Origin of the sequence: Moraxella catarrhalis, from assembly GCF_001632285.1 — a bacterium.
GTDB lineage: Bacteria > Pseudomonadota > Gammaproteobacteria > Pseudomonadales > Moraxellaceae > Moraxella > Moraxella catarrhalis.
On sequence record NZ_LWAH01000001.1, the window covers coordinates 14,171 to 32,761 of the forward strand.

The 18,591-nt window shown below is 41.1% G+C and carries 17 protein-coding genes; 5 read left to right on the forward strand and 12 right to left on the reverse strand.

Annotated features, from left to right (window positions below):
- Positions 1-92 precede the first annotated feature (92 nt).
- Entirely contained in the window at positions 93-443 is a 351-nt protein-coding gene (locus tag A4U55_RS00075; protein ID WP_003662272.1) for a PrpF domain-containing protein, read from the forward strand.
- A gap of 26 nt (positions 444-469) precedes the next feature.
- On the opposite strand, the gene A4U55_RS00080 is transcribed toward A4U55_RS00075, so the two are convergent.
- Complete coding sequence (locus tag A4U55_RS00080; protein WP_003670826.1) at positions 470-2,254, reverse strand: DUF389 domain-containing protein; 1,785 nt, start codon at positions 2,252-2,254, stop codon at positions 470-472.
- 232 nt (positions 2,255-2,486) lie between these two features.
- Here A4U55_RS00080 and A4U55_RS00085 point away from each other — a divergent pair, with 232 nt between their 5' ends.
- Positions 2,487-3,095 carry a class I SAM-dependent methyltransferase gene (locus tag A4U55_RS00085; RefSeq protein ID WP_003662267.1) on the forward strand — a complete coding sequence of 203 codons (609 nt, stop codon included), beginning with the start codon at positions 2,487-2,489 and terminating at the stop codon, positions 3,093-3,095.
- Between the two features lie 92 nt (positions 3,096-3,187).
- On the opposite strand, the gene A4U55_RS00090 is transcribed toward A4U55_RS00085, so the two are convergent.
- Positions 3,188-3,676, reverse strand: coding sequence for a type IV secretion protein Rhs (locus tag A4U55_RS00090; RefSeq protein ID WP_197711691.1), 489 nt, complete (start codon positions 3,674-3,676; stop codon positions 3,188-3,190).
- 89 nt (positions 3,677-3,765) lie between these two features.
- Here A4U55_RS00090 and A4U55_RS00095 point away from each other — a divergent pair, with 89 nt between their 5' ends.
- From A4U55_RS00095 to A4U55_RS00105, 3 genes are all read left to right on the forward strand, one after another.
- Positions 3,766-5,004: a replication-associated recombination protein A gene (locus A4U55_RS00095; RefSeq protein ID WP_063453860.1), complete on the forward strand. Its 1,239-nt coding sequence runs from the start codon at positions 3,766-3,768 to the stop codon at positions 5,002-5,004.
- A 114-nt stretch (positions 5,005-5,118) separates the two neighbouring features.
- Positions 5,119-6,213, forward strand: coding sequence for a bifunctional 3,4-dihydroxy-2-butanone-4-phosphate synthase/GTP cyclohydrolase II (gene ribBA / locus A4U55_RS00100; RefSeq protein ID WP_003666749.1), 1,095 nt, complete (start codon positions 5,119-5,121; stop codon positions 6,211-6,213).
- Between the two features lie 166 nt (positions 6,214-6,379).
- On the forward strand, positions 6,380-6,640 hold the full coding sequence (locus A4U55_RS00105) for a GlsB/YeaQ/YmgE family stress response membrane protein (protein ID WP_003662260.1): 261 nt from the start codon (positions 6,380-6,382) through the stop codon (positions 6,638-6,640).
- A 67-nt stretch (positions 6,641-6,707) separates the two neighbouring features.
- On the opposite strand, the gene A4U55_RS00110 is transcribed toward A4U55_RS00105, so the two are convergent.
- The 10 genes from A4U55_RS00110 to yidC all read right to left on the reverse strand — a co-directional run bounded on the left by A4U55_RS00110 (position 6,708) and on the right by yidC (position 18,566).
- A complete protein-coding gene (locus A4U55_RS00110) occupies positions 6,708-7,322 on the reverse strand; it encodes an L-threonylcarbamoyladenylate synthase (protein WP_003670819.1) in 615 nt (204 codons plus the stop codon).
- The gene (gene dprA, locus A4U55_RS00115; RefSeq protein ID WP_003667399.1) at positions 7,309-8,553 is read right to left on the reverse strand and encodes a DNA-processing protein DprA; all 1,245 of its coding nucleotides are present in this window, start codon (positions 8,551-8,553) and stop codon (positions 7,309-7,311) included. The genes A4U55_RS00110 and dprA overlap by 14 nt, the downstream gene beginning before the upstream one ends.
- Before the next feature lie 3 nt (positions 8,554-8,556).
- On the reverse strand, positions 8,557-9,972 hold the full coding sequence (gene thrC / locus A4U55_RS00120; RefSeq protein ID WP_003662253.1) for a threonine synthase: 1,416 nt from the start codon (positions 9,970-9,972) through the stop codon (positions 8,557-8,559).
- Between the two features lie 317 nt (positions 9,973-10,289).
- Positions 10,290-11,636, reverse strand: coding sequence for a 16S rRNA (cytosine(967)-C(5))-methyltransferase RsmB (rsmB, locus tag A4U55_RS00125; RefSeq protein ID WP_063453861.1), 1,347 nt, complete (start codon positions 11,634-11,636; stop codon positions 10,290-10,292).
- Positions 11,626-12,651 (reverse strand): methionyl-tRNA formyltransferase, encoded by a 1,026-nt coding sequence (gene fmt / locus A4U55_RS00130; RefSeq protein ID WP_063453862.1) that lies wholly within the window; start codon positions 12,649-12,651, stop codon positions 11,626-11,628. Before fmt ends, rsmB begins: the two co-directional genes overlap by 11 nt.
- Before the next feature lie 130 nt (positions 12,652-12,781).
- On the reverse strand, positions 12,782-13,450 hold the full coding sequence (locus tag A4U55_RS00135; protein WP_003666743.1) for a riboflavin synthase: 669 nt from the start codon (positions 13,448-13,450) through the stop codon (positions 12,782-12,784).
- 282 nt (positions 13,451-13,732) lie between these two features.
- The gene (ribD, locus tag A4U55_RS00140; protein WP_063453863.1) at positions 13,733-14,785 is read right to left on the reverse strand and encodes a bifunctional diaminohydroxyphosphoribosylaminopyrimidine deaminase/5-amino-6-(5-phosphoribosylamino)uracil reductase RibD; all 1,053 of its coding nucleotides are present in this window, start codon (positions 14,783-14,785) and stop codon (positions 13,733-13,735) included.
- On the reverse strand, positions 14,782-15,252 hold the full coding sequence (gene nrdR / locus A4U55_RS00145; RefSeq protein ID WP_003664117.1) for a transcriptional regulator NrdR: 471 nt from the start codon (positions 15,250-15,252) through the stop codon (positions 14,782-14,784). The genes ribD and nrdR overlap by 4 nt, the downstream gene beginning before the upstream one ends.
- 103 nt (positions 15,253-15,355) lie before the next feature.
- Complete coding sequence (gene mnmE / locus A4U55_RS00150; protein WP_003670814.1) at positions 15,356-16,756, reverse strand: tRNA uridine-5-carboxymethylaminomethyl(34) synthesis GTPase MnmE; 1,401 nt, start codon at positions 16,754-16,756, stop codon at positions 15,356-15,358.
- A gap of 166 nt (positions 16,757-16,922) precedes the next feature.
- Positions 16,923-18,566: a membrane protein insertase YidC gene (gene yidC / locus A4U55_RS00155; protein ID WP_003670813.1), complete on the reverse strand. Its 1,644-nt coding sequence runs from the start codon at positions 18,564-18,566 to the stop codon at positions 16,923-16,925.
- Between the last annotated feature and the right edge of the window lie 25 nt (positions 18,567-18,591).

An 18,591-nucleotide genomic window follows, 5' to 3' on the forward strand; every position in this document is an offset into this window, starting at 1 on the left:
ATTCTGGGTGGTTTGGATGAGAGTATAGTTTGGTTATAATACGATTTTTAAAATAGGCAAAATCATTCATTGTCGCCAGCAAAGGCGTTTTTATGCAAATCCCCATCCATGCCATTTATATACAGTTGGCTGACGCCAGTCGTATGCCTGAGATGGCATTTGTAAGGTGCGAATTTGGCAATAAACATTGCAAAACCATCATCGCCCATGTGCTTATCACAGATGGGCAAGTACAAGAAACGGGGGATTTTGAGCGTGATGGCGTAACTTTTCCAACGACGGAAGTTTGGATTGATTTTATCAACCCTGTGAACAGTGATGGCGATATGTTCCCAACAGGCAAGTTGATAGACATATTGACAGTGCCAAATGTGGATGAATTTGAAGTGACCTTGATTAACGCAGGCATGCCCACCATCTTTATTTGTGCCAGTGATCTTTAAAATACTTAAATGAAGTTTTATTCACCCTAATTCTTATTTTCTTCTAATTGACTGATTGAGGCATCATCAAGCTTCACATCTGCTTTACTGACTGGGGTGGTTTCAATCACTTGCTCTGGTACAAATCGCACTTGCAATTTAATTGGCGAGCGTTTGGGATAACGCTTGGTTGTTATGGTTTGAATTTTTTGTTCCATCTGCCAAATATCCTGATGACTCGGTGCAATCAGCCCTTGCAATAATACTCGAATCATATAGCTATCAGCAGAAGCTTTATTGTTTTGACCTTTTTCCACCACACCAAAATCACTACTAACAACATAGCTAGGCTGGTATTGGATTTGCTGCTGAACAACCTCAATGACTGCCTTTTCGTAGCTTTTTTGACGAATGCGTTGCTGAAAATCAAGCGTCAAATACACACTTAGCCCAATCAATAAAATCAAAGTAACCATATTACGGCGAATAAATAACCAGTTTTGTTGCCATCGTGAATCTTTTACGGTTTCATCTTCACTTTCATCAATATCCAATCGGCGAAACCCCACCGCCCAAAGCACTAAAGCATTGGTAAACTGAATCGCCAAAATATTGGTCAAAGTTAGTATCAATGCCCCTAATGCCAATTGATAATGTCCCGTGGCAAGCAATATTCCGCTGGCAGTCAGCGGAGGGACAAGTGCTGTTGCGACTGCCACGCCAACCACGGCAACCGATAAATTACGAGAAATCAACGCATACGCCCCTGCCACGCCACCTGCCAATGCCACAAAAACATCCATCGTATTAGGGGCAGTTCGGGCAATAATCTCTTGGCTTGCAGCTTGATCAGGATATAAAAAGCCAAGCAGCACACCAATAGCATAAATCAACGCACCGCCAGACAATAAGGTTAACAGTGATTTTTTAAGTAAAGCCAAGCGAGCATCAATAATCGCCAAAGCAATGCCGCTGATCGGGCCTATCAGCATCGCAATTAACATCGCACCAATCACCACTGCAGGTGAATTTGCTAACAGCCCAAACCCTGCAATCACAGCCGATAAACTATTCATCAAATAAAAATGGCGTGTCGGCAGTGCTCCAGATTCAATATCAATCCGAATTTGGCGATAGTCGATGGCTGTTTCGCTGTTTTTCTTGGCAAGATATTGTTTAAATGCTTCGTATTGTTGCTCTTGCTGTTCTTGTTGTTCTTTTAGCTGTTTTTCTACTGCCTCATGAATATCATTATCCAAACTTTCTGCAATCTTAGCTGCAGATGCATCGGCTGACTGTGCTAAAGCTTGAGCAACATGAGATTTCGTATCATCGGTTTTGGCAGGATGCGACGGGTTTTGAGCCAACTTGTGAACTTTGCTTTGATTTGGGCGTGAGGTATGGGCAAAATCATTAGGGCTAATCTTTTTGGTGATTGGGTTTATTTTTGAGTGTGTCTGATTGGCATCATCACCTTTGGGCAGATTATCATCAGTATTATCATCTTGCTTGGCATCATCATTAGCGTTCTTGCTTAACTGTTTATTGACTGCCTTTGAGACGCTCTCAATGGTTTCTTCACTAAATCCTTGCTCAATCAAATTTTCAATATCTTCTTCGGTGAGTATAATATCGTCATCATCGTTGTCCTTGGCTATATTATTGGACTGTTTTTGTTGCTCTTGTACCTGCTTTTTTGCCAGAAGCTGGGCGTACATGGCAGGCTGAGTTAGCAGATGATTGGTGAGTTTTTCGATTGGTGGCTGATAAAAAATCAATAACGACAAATCAATGTTAACATGCGGTGATACAGTGGGCTTTGGTGTTGTCATGATAAAAAATCTGATTTTAAAGATATGCTAAGATAAGTTGGTATAAGTCATGAGTATTACTTACTATTATAAACCATTATAATCAAGCATGGCTAAAAATTCGGTGAAACAATCACCCCAAACCATCAATCGCATAAGCGGCGGATAACACCAGTAGCGTTTTATGATTAAAATATGCTACAATCTACCTTATTTGTGAATGCCATTTTATCCATCAACTCACGAGTACACCATGCACCAAATTAACCCTGAACTGCTGACCAAATCCAAACAGTGGCGGCATGATATTCAATTTTCTCAAGAGGTGCTGGGCAAACCCTTTAACTTTACCAGTACTTGGGGGATTTTTAGCCCTGAAAAATTAGATGATGGCAGCTTGATGTTATTAGATTATATTGATTTTCAAACACAAGATAACTCCATTGACCTTGGCTGTGGCTATGGCGTACTTGGCATGACGGCGGCGCGTGAATGCCCAAAGGGTCATCATTTATTGATTGATAAAGATTTTGTTGCCATAGAATACGCCAAACTTAATTGTAAAAATAATGGGCTTGGCAATGCCGAGGTGATGCTTTCTAATGGTTTTTATCATGTGGATAAATCTCGCCAATTTAGTCTAGTCATGAGTAATTTGCCAGCCAAAGCCAGCAAAGAACAGCACTATTTATACTTACTTGATGCTTATAATGCCATGACAAGTGGTGGTAGATTTTATGTTGTAACCATCAATGGACTGCGTGATTTTATGAAGCGTTCTTTTACCGAGGTTTTTGGCAATGCCGATAAAATCAAGCAAGGCAAAACCTACACTGTGACCATGGCAATCAAAGAATCATGACAGTTGACCATGTCAACCGCTAACATTAAGGCGAATACAGTCAGGTTTGGTATCGGTTACTGTTGGCAAATGGGTTCGGTAATCTTAATTTGTCAATTTTTAAAGCACTGTGTGGATTTAATCTCACGGCTTAAAAAGGGTACACATTCATACCATTTATCGCAGTTTTTGCCACATTCACGGCGTATATAAAAATCCTCAACCATGCGTGCCTGCTGCTCAATACCATATCTTAAAAATGCTTTCCCCTGTATCCACCGATACCGATAGCGGCGGCTCAAAATCGCACGCCAAAACACCCGAATATCTTGTTGTACCTGCCACACATGCACCAGCTCATGAATCAGCCAAGCACGCTTCATCAAGTGTTGAGATGAAAAATCCTCACAAAAATCTTTGGGATGAAAATACACATGACCATTGGGTGAGACGGCATAGCCTTGGATAACCCACCATGCAGTCTTTAGACGAATATCGCCTAATTTAAGTGCATCGCCAAATACGCTGATCGCCATTTGCCGCTCGCCGAAACTCAGAGGGCGAGATTTGGCAGAATAACAATAAGGGCAGCTCATCTTCATAAATGACCATCAAAATGGGATTGGTTTTGTGCTAAAATAGCATAAAACCAATCCAAATCCAACAAACCCAGCCCAATAAAGATACTTTTATGAAACCTCTTGCCGAACGCATGCGTCCAACCACGCTTGATGCTGTCATTGGTCAAACCCACTTACTTAGTGAGGGAGCGCCGATTTTTAATATCGTACGCCAAGGGTTTTTGCCGTCTTTGATTTTGCATGGATCGGCAGGGATTGGTAAAACGACACTTGCCATGCTACTGGCTGATGCTGTTGGTCGTCCGTTTCGCCCCTTATCAGCAGTCAGTAGTGGCGTCAAAGAACTCAGAGAAGTGCTCAGATCTGACGATGGGCTATTTCATGAGCCACCTGTCGTCTTTGTCGATGAGATTCATCGATTTAATAAAGCTCAGCAAGATGCTTTGTTACAAGCGGTTGAGACAGGTGAAATTACTTTGATTGGTGCGACCACCGAAAACCCTTCTTTTAGCGTCAATAATGCTCTACTGTCACGCTGTCAGGTATATAAACTTGAACCCTTAAGTGATGATGAGATTTATGCACTCATTGTGCGTGCAATACGACAAGACACCTTACTAAAAACCAAAGACATTCAAATTAATAACTTAGCGGCACTCATTGATCTATCTCAAGGCGACGGCAGGCGTGCACTGAATTTACTTGAACTTGTGGCAGCAGCACCTGAGCCAATTATCATCGATAATGCTTCTGTTGTTGCTGTGGCAGGTCAGCCCTTGGTACGCTATGATAAATCAGGTGATGGGCATTATGACCTTATCTCCGCTATGATCAAATCCGTGCGTGGCTCGGATGCAGATGCGGCGATATACTGGATGGCTCGGATATTGGCGGCAGGTGAGGATCCTGCATTTGTCGCAAGGCGGCTGGTCATTTTAGCCAGCGAGGATATCGGGCTTGCCAACCCCAATGCCCTACTACTGGCAGATGCTGGACTACGCTCAGTTCAGTCCATTGGCATGCCCGAGGCACGCATTATTTTGGGGCAAGTGATTATTTATTTGGCAAATAGTCCTAAATCAAATTCAAGCTACAACGCCATCAATCGTGCCTTAAAGCTTGCCGAAACCGATCAATCGCCCGTACCGCTACATTTACGCAACGGTATCACCAAGCTTATGCAAGCAGAAGGCTATGGCATGGGCTATATCTATCCGCACGATTATCCCAATCATTATCACCCACAGCAGTACCTACCTGATGCACTGATAGGTACACGGTTTTATGAATTTGCTGATAACCAAAAAGAGCAAGCCAATTTTGCCTTTATCAATTGGCTAAAAACCTAAAAACCAAATACCATCCATACTATCTGAAACACTGAATACCTTTATAAAATTAAATCCGTCCCCATGTTGATGGCAAATATGCTAAGATAACCCAAATCCCAATAAGAGAACATTATGGCTTTAAATACTATTCCTGAAATCATCGAAGACATCAAAGCAGGAAAAATGGTCATCTTAATGGATGACGAAGACCGTGAAAATGAAGGTGATCTTATCATGGCGGCAAATCATATCACGCCTGAGGCGATCAACTTTATGATCACGCACGCACGAGGTTTGGTGTGCCTAACCTTAACCGAAGCACGCTGTCAGCAGCTTGATTTGCCTTTGATGAGTGATAAAAATGGCGCAAAATTCAGCACCAATTTTACCCTATCCATCGAAGCTGCCGAAGGGGTTACGACAGGTATCTCGGCATCTGATCGTGCGCGTACTGTCCAAGCTGCCATCGCAGCTAACGCCAAGCCAATCGACATCGTCCAACCAGGTCATATTTTCCCCATCATGGCAAAAAAAGGTGGTGTGCTGCACCGTGCAGGTCATACCGAAGCAGGCTGTGATTTGGCACGCTTAGCAGGACTTGAGCCTGCCTCGGTGATTGTTGAAATCATCAAACCTGATGGCGAAATGGCACGCCGTGATGATTTGGAAGTATTTGCCAAAGAACATGGGCTAAAAATTGGTACCATCGCTGATTTGATTCAATATCGTATGGCAACCGAACAAACCGTCAGCGAAGTTGAGCATTTTGCTATCCAAACTGAGCATGGGGATTTTACCGCATATCGTTTTAGTGAGTTTGGCTCAGATGATACGCATTTGGCATTTGTCAAAGGTAAGCCAACTGGTGGCGTCAGCACAGTGCGTGTACATAGTTTTTCGCCCATGAAAGACTTATTTGGGATTCATACCAGCGGTAGCCGCTGGAATATCCAAAATGCACTGGCAAAAATCGCCACCGCTGAGCATGGTGTGCTGGTGTGGATTGGTCATGATGATACACTTAATCTTGGTGATGGTTTTGAGGCACTAAAGGATAAGCAGTCGGTAACCTCGGTGAATCGCCGTGCACCTTATCAGACCATTGGCGTTGGTGCACAGATTCTTAAACACTTAGGCGTTAAGGACATGCGTTTATTATCAAGCCCTATCAAATTCAACGCCCTATCAGGTTTTGATTTGAATGTGGTCGAAACGATAGATAAATAATCTGCCTTTATCAAACAGCCCTAAGATACAGGGCTGTTTTTTGATAAGCTTGAGTAAGAATATTCACACATGCTATACCTCATTTACAGGATTATAAACCATCTTGGTAGTCGCAGTCGCTATAATAATTATCAGATAAGTTATTATTACAAATAAGGAAATGGCAATGTTTTCAATGATTTGGGCATTAATTGTAGGTTTTGTTGTCGGGTTATTGGCACGAGCACTTAAGCCTGGTGTGGATGGCATGGGCTGGATACTGACCATGATTTTGGGTATTGCTGGTGCTTATGTGGGTGCATTTATTGCCGACTTTGTTGGCGTCAACGCCCAATCAGGTTTTAGTTATTTAATTTTTTCTGTGATTGGTGCAATCATTTTATTGTTTATTTATGAAATTTTGGCAGGTAAACGCCATTTAAAATAACCCTAACTGTTTGGTTAAAAAGTATCTTATTAGTGCTTTTTTATTTTTAAACCATCTAATAATGTGTTTATCGTAAGATATGACCCGCCAATAAATCCTTGATACAGCTTGGTTGCGCAAAGCCCAAACCATCGGTATCTAAGTAAGCAATTTGATTACCAAAATATCCCATTGCTTGTGTTAAATTTTTAGCAGGTGTACTCTTTGATGGATTGCAACTGGTCGATACCAAAAATCCATAAGGGTTGGTCGGTGAGATTAAGGCGTGACACAAATCCTTTAACACAGGATGTATGGTGATACGCACCGCCAAGGTATCGTATGAACCGATCAGCACCGATGGCAATGCCGATGACTGAATAGGTATCAGCCATGTTAAGGCGCGTGAATGCTCATGCGTAAACTCATCCGAAAAATTTTGCATGTAATCAAGTAAAGATGTTTCATGTGAAACATCAATTAACGATTTTAAGCGTTTAGCTGCATCTGTCAGTACAATCAAACCCTTACCAATATCACGATGTTTAAGATTGATAATTTGATTAATAGCATCAGTGTTAAATGCATCACAACCAAGCCCCCAAACGCTTTCGCTAGGGTATGCCAATACACCACCTGCCTGCAAATAATTAGCAACCAAGTCCAGCTCATCAGCTCCAAAAATTTGTTTAGAGCCTGCCATAGCGTCCCCCCACCTGCTCAATCAAACCCAATATCTCAAGCTCCATCAGTTCTGCTAAGAGGCTGCCGGTATCTTTTTGACTACTAAAAACAAGCTGATCCAAATCACAAGGCTCATTCATCAAAGCGTACAAATCCGCCAAATGCTCTGGCACACAAGTACTGCGGCTTGCAGGTTGTAAGTGATGAGCGGCTGTCTTAGGGTTTGGACTTACCAAGGTATTTGTGTCAGGTGCTTGAGATGGGTGAGTGTTCAACTTACTTGATTCTTCACTAAATATTGACATACCTTGACTAAAGCTTTTTGGTAATGCGTTAAAAAACTCTTGGTCATGCTGACTTAAGTCTTCCAAAATTTGATCAGGATGATATATGAGCGTTGCCCCTTCACGAATCAGGTGCAGACAACCTTCAGCGTTAGGATTGTGAATATGGCTTGGTATGGCAAAAACCTGTTTGCCTTGCTCTGCTGAGAGACGAGCTGTAATCAAAGAGCCACTTTGAAGTGCCGCTTCCGTAACAACCGTGGCAAGTGACAGCCCTGCCACCAAACGATTACGGCGGGGAAAAGTATGCTTACTGGCTGGTGTAGCAGGCAATAGCTCACTAATCAAACAGCCACCATCTTTGATGATTTGAGCAAAAAGTGCATTATGATTACGCGGATAGCACACATTGATGCCCGTTCCCATAACGCCAACAGTACGCCCAGATAAAACAGATAATTGAGAAAGAGCACCCAGATGCGCTTGTTTATCCACACCTTGCGCCAGACCACTGGTGACGGTATATCCTGATTGGACAAGATATTGTGCCAAATCAAAAGTGATTTTTTGGGCAATCTCAGTCGGCGATCGACTACCAACAATGGCAATCTGACGGTCTTTAAGGCGTATCAAATTACCACGATAAAATAGTACTGGCGGTGGGTCATAAATACTTTTTAGTGTTTCTGGATAATCTTCATCACTGACATATACAATGCCATACATCTTAAGCTCTACATCATGGCGAACCTTATCAAGAAAAGCCAAAACATCGTTGACATCCTGCCAACGCTTAATGTGTGCCGCATGGATGCCAAGCAATTTCCAAATAGACTGATTTTGGCTTAATGCAGATGCTGCATCGCCACAATGATTGACGAGCTTATAATATGAAATCAATGAAGTATTGGTTATGTACCAAAGTGCAAGCATTGATTGCTCAGGTGTTAGCGATGAATAGCTCATTAATCAGCACGCAGTAATATATTGCTCAATCAATGCTGCTACCGCCTTAGTATCATTAGGCACCACAGTAACATATTGAGGCTTATCTTCTAAGCCTTGGGTATGCTCAGGTCGTGGTAAAGTCATCTCACCTACCGCCTCTACGATGGTTTCTTGGAATTTGGCTGGTAATGCTGTTTCGGCAACCAAAATCATCTCATCTGCTTTTTGTAGCTCAATCGCAACTTTTACACCATCAGCAGTGTGTGGATCGATCAATCGCTGCGTATCATCATAAACTTTTTTGATGGTTGCCAAGCGGTCTTGATGCGTAGATTTACCAGCTATAAATCCAAATTTTTCACTCACCAGTTTTAAATTATCCGACAAATCAAAACCCTTACCACTTTTGACATCTCCAAACAGCTTAGCGACTTGCACACTGTCCTTATCAAGCAATAAAAACACAAAACGCTCAAAGTTTGAAGCCTTTGAAATATCCATTGATGGGCTGGAAGTTACATAAGTTTCGACCGAAGTGCGTGGCGTGTATTTGCCTGTATTAAAAAACTCATTTAAAACATCATTTTCATTCGTTGCAACGATCAATCGATCAATCGGTAAGCCCATCTGGCGTGCGATGTGACCAGCACAAATATTGCCAAAATTCCCAGAAGGCACACAAAAACTGATTTTTTGGGCGTTATCGGTGGTTGCACCAAAATAACCTTTAAAATAGTATACAATTTGTGCCAAAATACGGCCCCAATTGATTGAATTAACCGTACCTAAGCTATATTTTGCCTTAAATTTTGCATCTTCTTGGAGGGCTTTAACGATATCTTGACAATCATCAAACATTCCCTCCACGGCGATATTATGAATATTGGCATCATCCAAGCTATACATCTGTGCCCGCTGAAAAGCACTCATCTTACCTTCAGGTGACATCATGAAAACCTCAATATTATCTTTACCACGCAGTGCATATTCAGCCGCACTGCCCGTATCGCCAGATGTCGCACCAATGACAGTTAAACGCTCGTTTTTTTGTTTTAGTACATATTCAAACGCATTACCCAAAAACTGCATGGCAATGTCTTTAAAAGCAAGCGTTGGACCATTTGATAGCTCAAGCAGTGCCAACCGATCATAAAGACGAGTCACAGGCGTAATATCCTCACTACCAAAAGCTGCTTTTGTATAAGTTTTATTGATGATATTTTTTAAATCATCTGCAGGAATATCTGTCACAAACAGCGACATAATCTCAAATGCAAGCTCGCTATAACTAAGATTACGCCATTTTTGTAAAGTTGCTTCATCAATACTTGGATAAGTTTCAGGCAGCATCAGACCACCATCAGGCGCAAGCCCCATCAAAAGCACATCACTAAACTGCATCGGCTGAGTCTTGCCACGGGTACTGATATATTGCATAAAAACTCCAACTGTCTTAATATCTTAACTATGAATTGAGCTAATTTTAGCATAAATTTTCAGCGATTGGCGAACTATCAATCGGTCGATGATTATACCTGTTTCACCCATCGATAATACCAATCCATTACCGCTAAATTTATACACTATCAATATCGCCATATTTTAATTTGATTGGCCTAAGAGTTATCTTAGGAAGTTACTGGGTTATTTTAAGATACATGGTGTCATTTTAGCACCCAAACTCAATCAATCATCAAAATCCTTTATCGTCATATTCACCAAAAACATCAAAATCACCATTGATTAAACGATTGTTATTTTGCTGTTTTTGTCAGCAAAGCATAATAAAAACCGTCGCCACCCTTGGTATCTAAAGGTAAGCATTGATAACCTACCTGCTGCTTGATTTGATGTGGTAAGCTTAAATCAAAAGGTATGGCGTTTGCATCGTCATTAGCTCTCAAAAAATCAATGATTTGTCGCTCATTTTCAGCCTTCAAGATAGAGCAAGTCACATACAAAAGCACGCCACCAACTTTTAACCGTGACCATAGATTGTCCAGTATGCTTCTTTGCAAATTAACGGTAGTTGCAATATCCTGTTCTTGTCTAAGCAGCCCAATATCTGGATGGCGACGCAAAACACCTGTGGCAGTACAAGGTGCATCAAGCAAAATCACATCAAAGCATTGATCCGATCGCCAAGATGTGCCATCAGCATGAACCACAGAAATATCTTTCGTATCAAGCTTAAGGCGACTGATGTTTTCGTGTACCCGTTTTAATCGAATACGATTACCATCAATAGCAGTCAAATGTTTCATGTGAAACATCTCAAGTAAATGCGTGGTTTTACCGCCTGGGGCACAACACATATCTAGCACCGATTGATGACTGCCTTGTGATTGCAAAGTAGGTGCCAATAAAAACCCTGCCAACTGTGCATGTGCATCTTGGACGGACACCCATCCTTCATCAAAATAAGGCAATTCACCAATTCGTACACCACCATCTAGCCTGACGGCTTGTGCCTGATTATATCCAAGCGATACCAAACTGTGCTGTATATGATGCTCATCTAAAATCTGGCAATAAGATGCGTTGTCTGAAAACTTCGTATTAACTCTCAAAAAAATCGGTGCAGCAAATCTTAGTGTACGACCCAGCTCATCATAATACTCACCCCAATCTTGTTTGAGCTGCTTAGCCAGCCAATTTGGTAAGCTGTGGTTTTTATTGACTTTCTTGGTAAATTTTGTTTTTGACTTTTGAGTTTTTCGAAGAATTGCATTCACAAGCCCTGTGCCATATTCTTTACCAAGCTGTTTTAAGGCTTCCACCGTGTCATTAATCGCAGCATACTCTGGTATATTCATATAGATAAGTTGATACAAGCCGATATTAATAGCGGCCTGCACCCCTTGATCTGTCACAGGATTTTCAATCAAGCTCTCAGAAATTCGAGATAATGCCCACCACTGCCGCAAAGTACCCAGCAGTAGTTCATGTACAAACCCTCGGCTACTCATCTCCGTTGATTCTAATAAAGGATCAAGTAGCTCTGACAGCGATTTACCATTTAAAATTTCTTCAATAACTAAGATAACTTTTGCACGAGATGAAAGCTGATGATTGTGTAGTTTTTTTATATTATTTTTCATGAGTTTTTATCTCAAAATAGTCACTATCACAAAGTTTATTGGTTTGGCAAATCTGTTCAGCAGTCAGTGGCTTACCGCCTGGCCATTGTATACTTGTAATATTAATCAAGTGCTGTATACCATTTGTATCAGCCCCACATGAGACCAAAATGGCATTTTTACCCACACTAACGATCTGACCAGCTGGAATTGATGTGGTTTGATCGAATTTGATCGGCAATGCACTTAAAACCTTGATACGCTCCGATTTATGATAAGTGTGGGCATTCAATGCACGGATTTGACGCTGGATTGTCAAAGCATCTTGATTCCAATCTATCAACCCTTCTTGAGTATGGATTTTTTCGGCATAATTTGCCAAGCTATCATCTTGAACCTTGGCCAATGATTGAAAATGCAATAAATTTTGTAGCACCGTGGTGATCGCATGAGCCCCAATCACTGCCAGCTTATCATGTAGCGTCTGCGTGGTATCAGTATCCAAAATAGGACATGATACCCGATATAGCATGTCGCCCGTATCCAAGCCTGTTGCCATTTGCATAATTGTAATGCCAGTTTCTTGATCACCTGCCATAATGGCACGCTGAATGGGTGCAGCACCACGCCATCTTGGTAATAGTGATGCATGAATATTTAAGCACCCAAATTTTGGTATTTTTAAGACGCCCAAGGGTAAAATCAGTCCATAGGCTGCGACAATCATTATATCAGGCTGATAATTCGCCAAAGTTTCACGTGAAACAGCACCACTGACACCCTGCTCAGGTTGGTACTTTAGGCTAAAACTTATCGGCTGCTCAACAGGTATATTGTACGCCTGCGCCACTTGCTTAATGGCTGAAGCGGTTAATTTTTGACCCCGCCCAGATTTACGATCTGGCTGCGTATAAACTGCGACAATTTGTATGTTTAAAACATCTTGCAGATCAATAAGATGCTTTAGGCTGACTGCAGCAAATTCGGGCGTCCCTGCAAATATGATACGCATTTTTGATTGAGTAAGGTGGTTCATAAAATTCATTTCTTAATATTTATTAATTAATTTAAGTCTATTATCTATAATTAATATTTTATATTAATAAAATTATGATATTAATAATATTAAATAATATAAATATTTTTAATTAATAAAAATTTAATTATTAAAGGTAAAATCCTGCCTGATTGAGCAACTCTTCAGAAATGCTACTGGTAGGCTTTTGTACTTGATTTGAAGCAAATAACAATCTTTCAAGATATCGAGAAATCAAATCTACCTCAATATTGACAAGCCCACCCACCGACCAATGCCGATCGATATTAGTACATTTGGCCGTATGTGGGATGATATTAAGGCATACAATGTTTTGTTCAGGCTTAATGGCATTGGTTGTCAGACTAATGCCATCAACAGTGATCGACCCTTTATCGGCAGCGTAACGCATAAGCTCACTTGGAATTTCAATTTCAATATAAATCGAACGGGCGTCTTTTGAGATATGACGAATCACGCCCACACCATCCACATGTCCTGCGACAATATGCCCCCCAAAACGCGTAGTTGGTCGCATGGCTTTTTCAAGATTGACTGTATCGCCAGTACGCCAATTCTTTAAAGCCGTCTTGCTCAGTGTTTCACGTGATACATCCACCGCATAAGTTTTATCACCAATATCCACCACGGTCAGACAAATGCCATTTGATGCAATCGAATCACCAAGATGCACATCATTAAAATCCATGTCTGGCGCATGGATTACCAACTGAACATCGCCGCCAATCTGATTGATGGATTTGAGTCTGCCTGTGGTTTCAATAATTCCTGTAAACATAATATTTTCTCATCAAATTATGGAAAACTTTTTTATAATGACATTAAAAACAAAAGTACAATCACACTATTAAGTTTTCCACAGACTAATATTCATCATTAGATTAGATATTAATACTTTTAAAAATCAAATAGTTAATAAAAATTTAGATTATAGTTAGTGATTAACCATCTTATTTATCCACAGGCTTATAACATCAATTTTCTTAATAAAAAATCATAAAATAATCATTAAACTAGGCTGTGGCTAAGCAAATTTAATTAAGAAATTTGCTAAAATAAATTAAGTTAAACTGCGATAAATTAGCCGAATATCATTGCCGATGATATCAGCAGAATGTAGCCCAAATCGATACTGCTGCACCAATTGATCAAGCTGACATGCAAACATCGGACGGGCATCTTGACCCAAAATACACGGCGCTTGGTATACAATCAGCTCATCAACCAAGCCTTCTGTAATAAAGGCGCCAGACAGCTCACTACCTGCTTCTATCAATACATCATAGCAGGCATATTGTGATACCAAAGTTTTTAGTAGACTCATTAAATCATTACGCCAAATCAAGGTGTCATCACGATTTAACACTTGGTAATTATCTGAATCTGATAATCTATTTCTACGATCGACAATGACTACCTTGGGCTTAGGCAGCATATGTAGATCCACACCAAGCTGTTTGCTACGCACTGTCAACGCAGGATTATCCGCTATGATAGTGCCTGACCCTGTGATAATCGCAGCACTTTGGGCACGCAGTCGCTGCACATCTTCTCGTGCCTCTATACCTGTGATCCATTTGGATTCGCCCGATGCCATCGCTGTACGCCCATCCAAACTGCTGGCAGTTTTTAACCTAACATAAGGCAAGCCCATTCTCATCGCCTTCAAAAAACCCAAATTTAACGCAGCTGCCTGCTGATCGCACACCCCCACCAAGACCTCAATTCCTGCATTTTGAAGTTTTTTGATACCATTACCAGCAACTTTGGGATTAGGGTCTAAGCTTGCAATAACAACTCGCTTAAGATCTGCAGCAATGAGCGCATCAGCACAAGGCGGTGTACGGCCCGTATGGCTACATGGCTCAAGTGTCACATAAGCGGTTGCACCTTTGGTATCAAAACCCTGTGCTTTGGCATCAGCCAAGGCAAAAATCTCAGCATGTGGCTGCCCAGCCTTAGGATGATAACCCTGACCGATGACCAGACTATCTTTGACCAATACACAGCCAACAGCAGGGTTGGGTCTTGTGGTATAAATGCCTTTTTTTGCCTCTGCTATGGCAAGCTGCATATAATAAATATCTTGCTGTATCAATCGTTTGTCATTCATGAAGATTCACCACGCTTGGGTAAATTGATCTTGTCAAGCTCAGCTTGAAACTGACCAATGTCCTGAAAATCACGGTAAACACTGGCAAAGCGTACATAAGCAACATCATCAAGTATCTTTAATTCATTCATCACAATTTCGCCTAAAATCTTACTTGATACTTCTCGCTCACCTGTTTTTCTAAGTTCATGCTCTATGCGGCTGATACATGCTTCGATTTCATCAACACTGATGGGACGCTTTTGTAGAGGTAGTGAAATTGAGCGTCTGAGTTTTGATTGATCATAAGGCTCAATACGGCTATTGGTTTTGATGATTCGTGGCATCAAAATTTCACAAATTTCAAAAGTTGTAAACCGCTCTCCGCACGCTAAACATTGTCGGCGTCGGCGTACTTGTGCACCTTCGGCAGCCAACCTAGAATCGGTCACCTTGGTATCTGCTTTATTGCAAAATGGGCAATGCATCACCACTCCTAAATTTTTTATTATTAATTAAAAATAATTAAATTTAATTTTTTATAAAAATATTAACCAATGAAATTGTTAAGATTTTTTTGGTAATAAAGTGCTATTTACCAATACAAAAACTTGAAAAAATCTTACCCAGCAGCTCATCTGCACTCATCTGACCTGTAATCTCGCCCAATGCTTGCTGAGACTGTCTTAGACTTTCTGCTACCAATTCACCAGCATGATAAATGGTAAGCTGCTCGTACGCTTCGATGGCGTACCCTTTGGCACGATTTAAGGCATCAAGATGGCGAGTGCGTGCAATCAAACTATTTTCAGGAGGATGAAAACCCACCTTTTGGGTTAATATTTCAATCAATTCATCAAGCCCTTCACCTGTTTCACATGAAACATAAACAAGTTTGGGTGCTGATTTGGTTTCACATGAAACCTGTAAAACTGGTTTTGAGATCAATAAATCACTTTTGTTTGCAACCAAAATCAATTTTTGGCGAATAATATCACCAACATCCTCAGTCACACCCTCACAAAACAGCTGATCGGCTAATGCTAACGGATCAGTTTCTGTTGTAACATCATAAACCATCATCAACACATCTGCTTGACGGATCGCATCAAATGCTCGCTTGATACCAATTTTTTCGACATGATCATCAGTTTTTCTAAGACCTGCTGTATCAGTTAAATGTACAGTCAACCCATTTAAAATCAAAGTTTCTTCCAAAGTGTCACGCGTGGTGCCTGCAATCTCTGTTACAATGGCACGCTCAGTACCCGATAGGCGATTAAGCAGACTGGATTTACCTGCATTGGGCTTACCTGCCAGCACCACATGCACACCATCACGCAACAGCTGACCTTGTTTTGCTGTCGCTAAGATACGATCAATACCTGACAAAATCTCAGTTAATTTATTTTCAATGATACCATCAGACAAAAAATCAACATCTTCTTCCTCAGGAAAATCGATCGAAGCTTCCACATACAAGCGAAGATGAACAAGCTTATCTAATAACTCATTGATTTTTTGGGAAAATTCACCAGTCAAAGAACGAATAGCGCTGGTAGCCTGAGCGACAGAAGTGGCTGAAATGGCATCACTGATGGCTTCAGCCTGCACCAAGTCAATTTTATCATTTTCAAAAGCTCGGTAGCTAAATTCCCCTGCTGCTGCTTGGCGTGCACCAAGCTCAAACACCCGAGCCAACAGCATGTTTTGTAGTACCATGCCGCCATGACCTTGTAGCTCCACCACATCTTCTCCAGTGAATGAATGTGGTGCCTTAAAATAAATTATCACACCCTCATCAATCACACCCTCTTGACCATAAAAACCACCAAAATATGCCATTCTGGGTATTAAATTTGACCGCCTCGTCATTAGGCAACCGATGCGATAAGCGTCTTTACCTGATAATCGGATGATACCGACACCGCCTTGACCGATGGGGCTGGCGATGGCGGCGATGGTCGGTAATTGTTGGATACTGGTTGTCATAAATTGATAAGGTTTTCTGCTAAGTTAACCTTTTATTCTATCATTATTACATAAAAAATTGCTAGCATTGGTTATTGACTGACAAACATATCAAGCCAAAGGCGTATCAATCCAGCCATAAAAAAATCCCACAAATTGAGTATTTGTGGGATTTTTGAGGATTGCATTAAGCTTGCTTTGCTTTCATTTGGCGTTCCACACGCTTATTAACAAGATGTTGATGAGTCATACTAAATAAGTTATTCACTGTCCAGTACAATACCAGACCTGCTGGGAACCATAGCATGAACACCACAAAAATCATGGGCAAAATTTTCATCATTTTTGCTTGCATTGGGTCGGTAGGCTGTGGATTGAGCATTTGCTGGACAAACATGGTTATACCCATAAAAATCGGTAAAATAAACCAAGGATCCATTGCTGATAAATCGGTAATCCAACCAATCCATGGTGCATGACGCAGTTCCACCGACTCAACCAGCATCCAGTACAACCCCAAAAAAATCGGCATCTGAATCAAAATCGGCAAACAACCCGCCATTGGATTGACTTTTTCATCACGGTATAACTGCATCATCTCTTGACTCATCGCCATGCGATCATCACCGTGCTTATCTTTGAGCGCTTGCAATTTTGGGGCGATGGCACGCATTTTTGCCATAGACATATAGCTTTTATTTGATAGCCAAAATAAAGCGACTTTGATAATTAAAGTCAGTACAATGATTGACCAGCCCCAATTGCCAATCACTTTATTAATGTTATCTAAAATAGCGAACAGCACTTTTGAGATTGGCCATAACAATCCATAATCCACCGTTTGATTTAAGCCTTCAGCCACCGATGCCATTTCTGACTGAACTTTTGGACCTGCATACAGCGTACTGTTAAGGGTGATTTGCTTGCCTGACGCCACATTAATCACGGGGCTATTATAACCAATATAAAAATCCTTGCCTGTCGTACGAGCAAAAAAGTCAGCTTCAAAACTGTTTGATGGCGTCCAAGCCGATACAAAATAATGCTGGACAATTGCCACCCAGCCGTCTTTACTGCTAATATTGATATTATCGTCAAAATTAGAAAATTTCAGTTTATTATAAGGATCACTTGGCACACCCCAAGCGCCACCTAAGTAAGTTGACATGCCAAGCATGCCTTTATCCTCTAGGCCAGGATCCTTACTGCTATCACGCTTAAGCTGAGCATACATTTGCCCTTGCCATGGTTGATTGGAATTATTATTAATATTATAACTCAGATTAATTGGGTATTTGCCTGCATTAAAGGTATAGGTCTTGGTGATCGTCAAGCCATCTTTGTGATATGTCAAAGGGACTTGTAGCGACCCTGCACTTGGATTAAGCACATAGCTGCTACGCGGGCTGTGGTAAACCGCACGGCCTTCAGCTGTGTCAATGCCATCTCGTCCAATCAATCCAGATTGTGCAACATAGGTGCGTAAATCGGTTTCTAAAAGTACAAATGGCTCAGTACTATCTTTGGTGGCATTGTGCTGTTTTAAAGCAGCATAAACAATATCGCCACCAACAGGATTGATCTTAATTTCATAACGGTCAGTGCTGACAGTGATCAAATCGGTATCAGCCAAATCAGCTACCGATCCTGCTGTCAAGCTTGGAATATCACCCACAACCTGTGTTGTTGGCACATCAGCATGAGTGGTTTGGGTTGCCACAGGCTGCGTAACTACAGGTTTTCTTGCATAGTCATCACGCCATGCCAAAATCAGCAAATATGCTGTAATTAGCATCGCTATAATGATTAAAATTCTTAGAATTTTTTGCATAGATTCAAATCCATTATCAATAAAC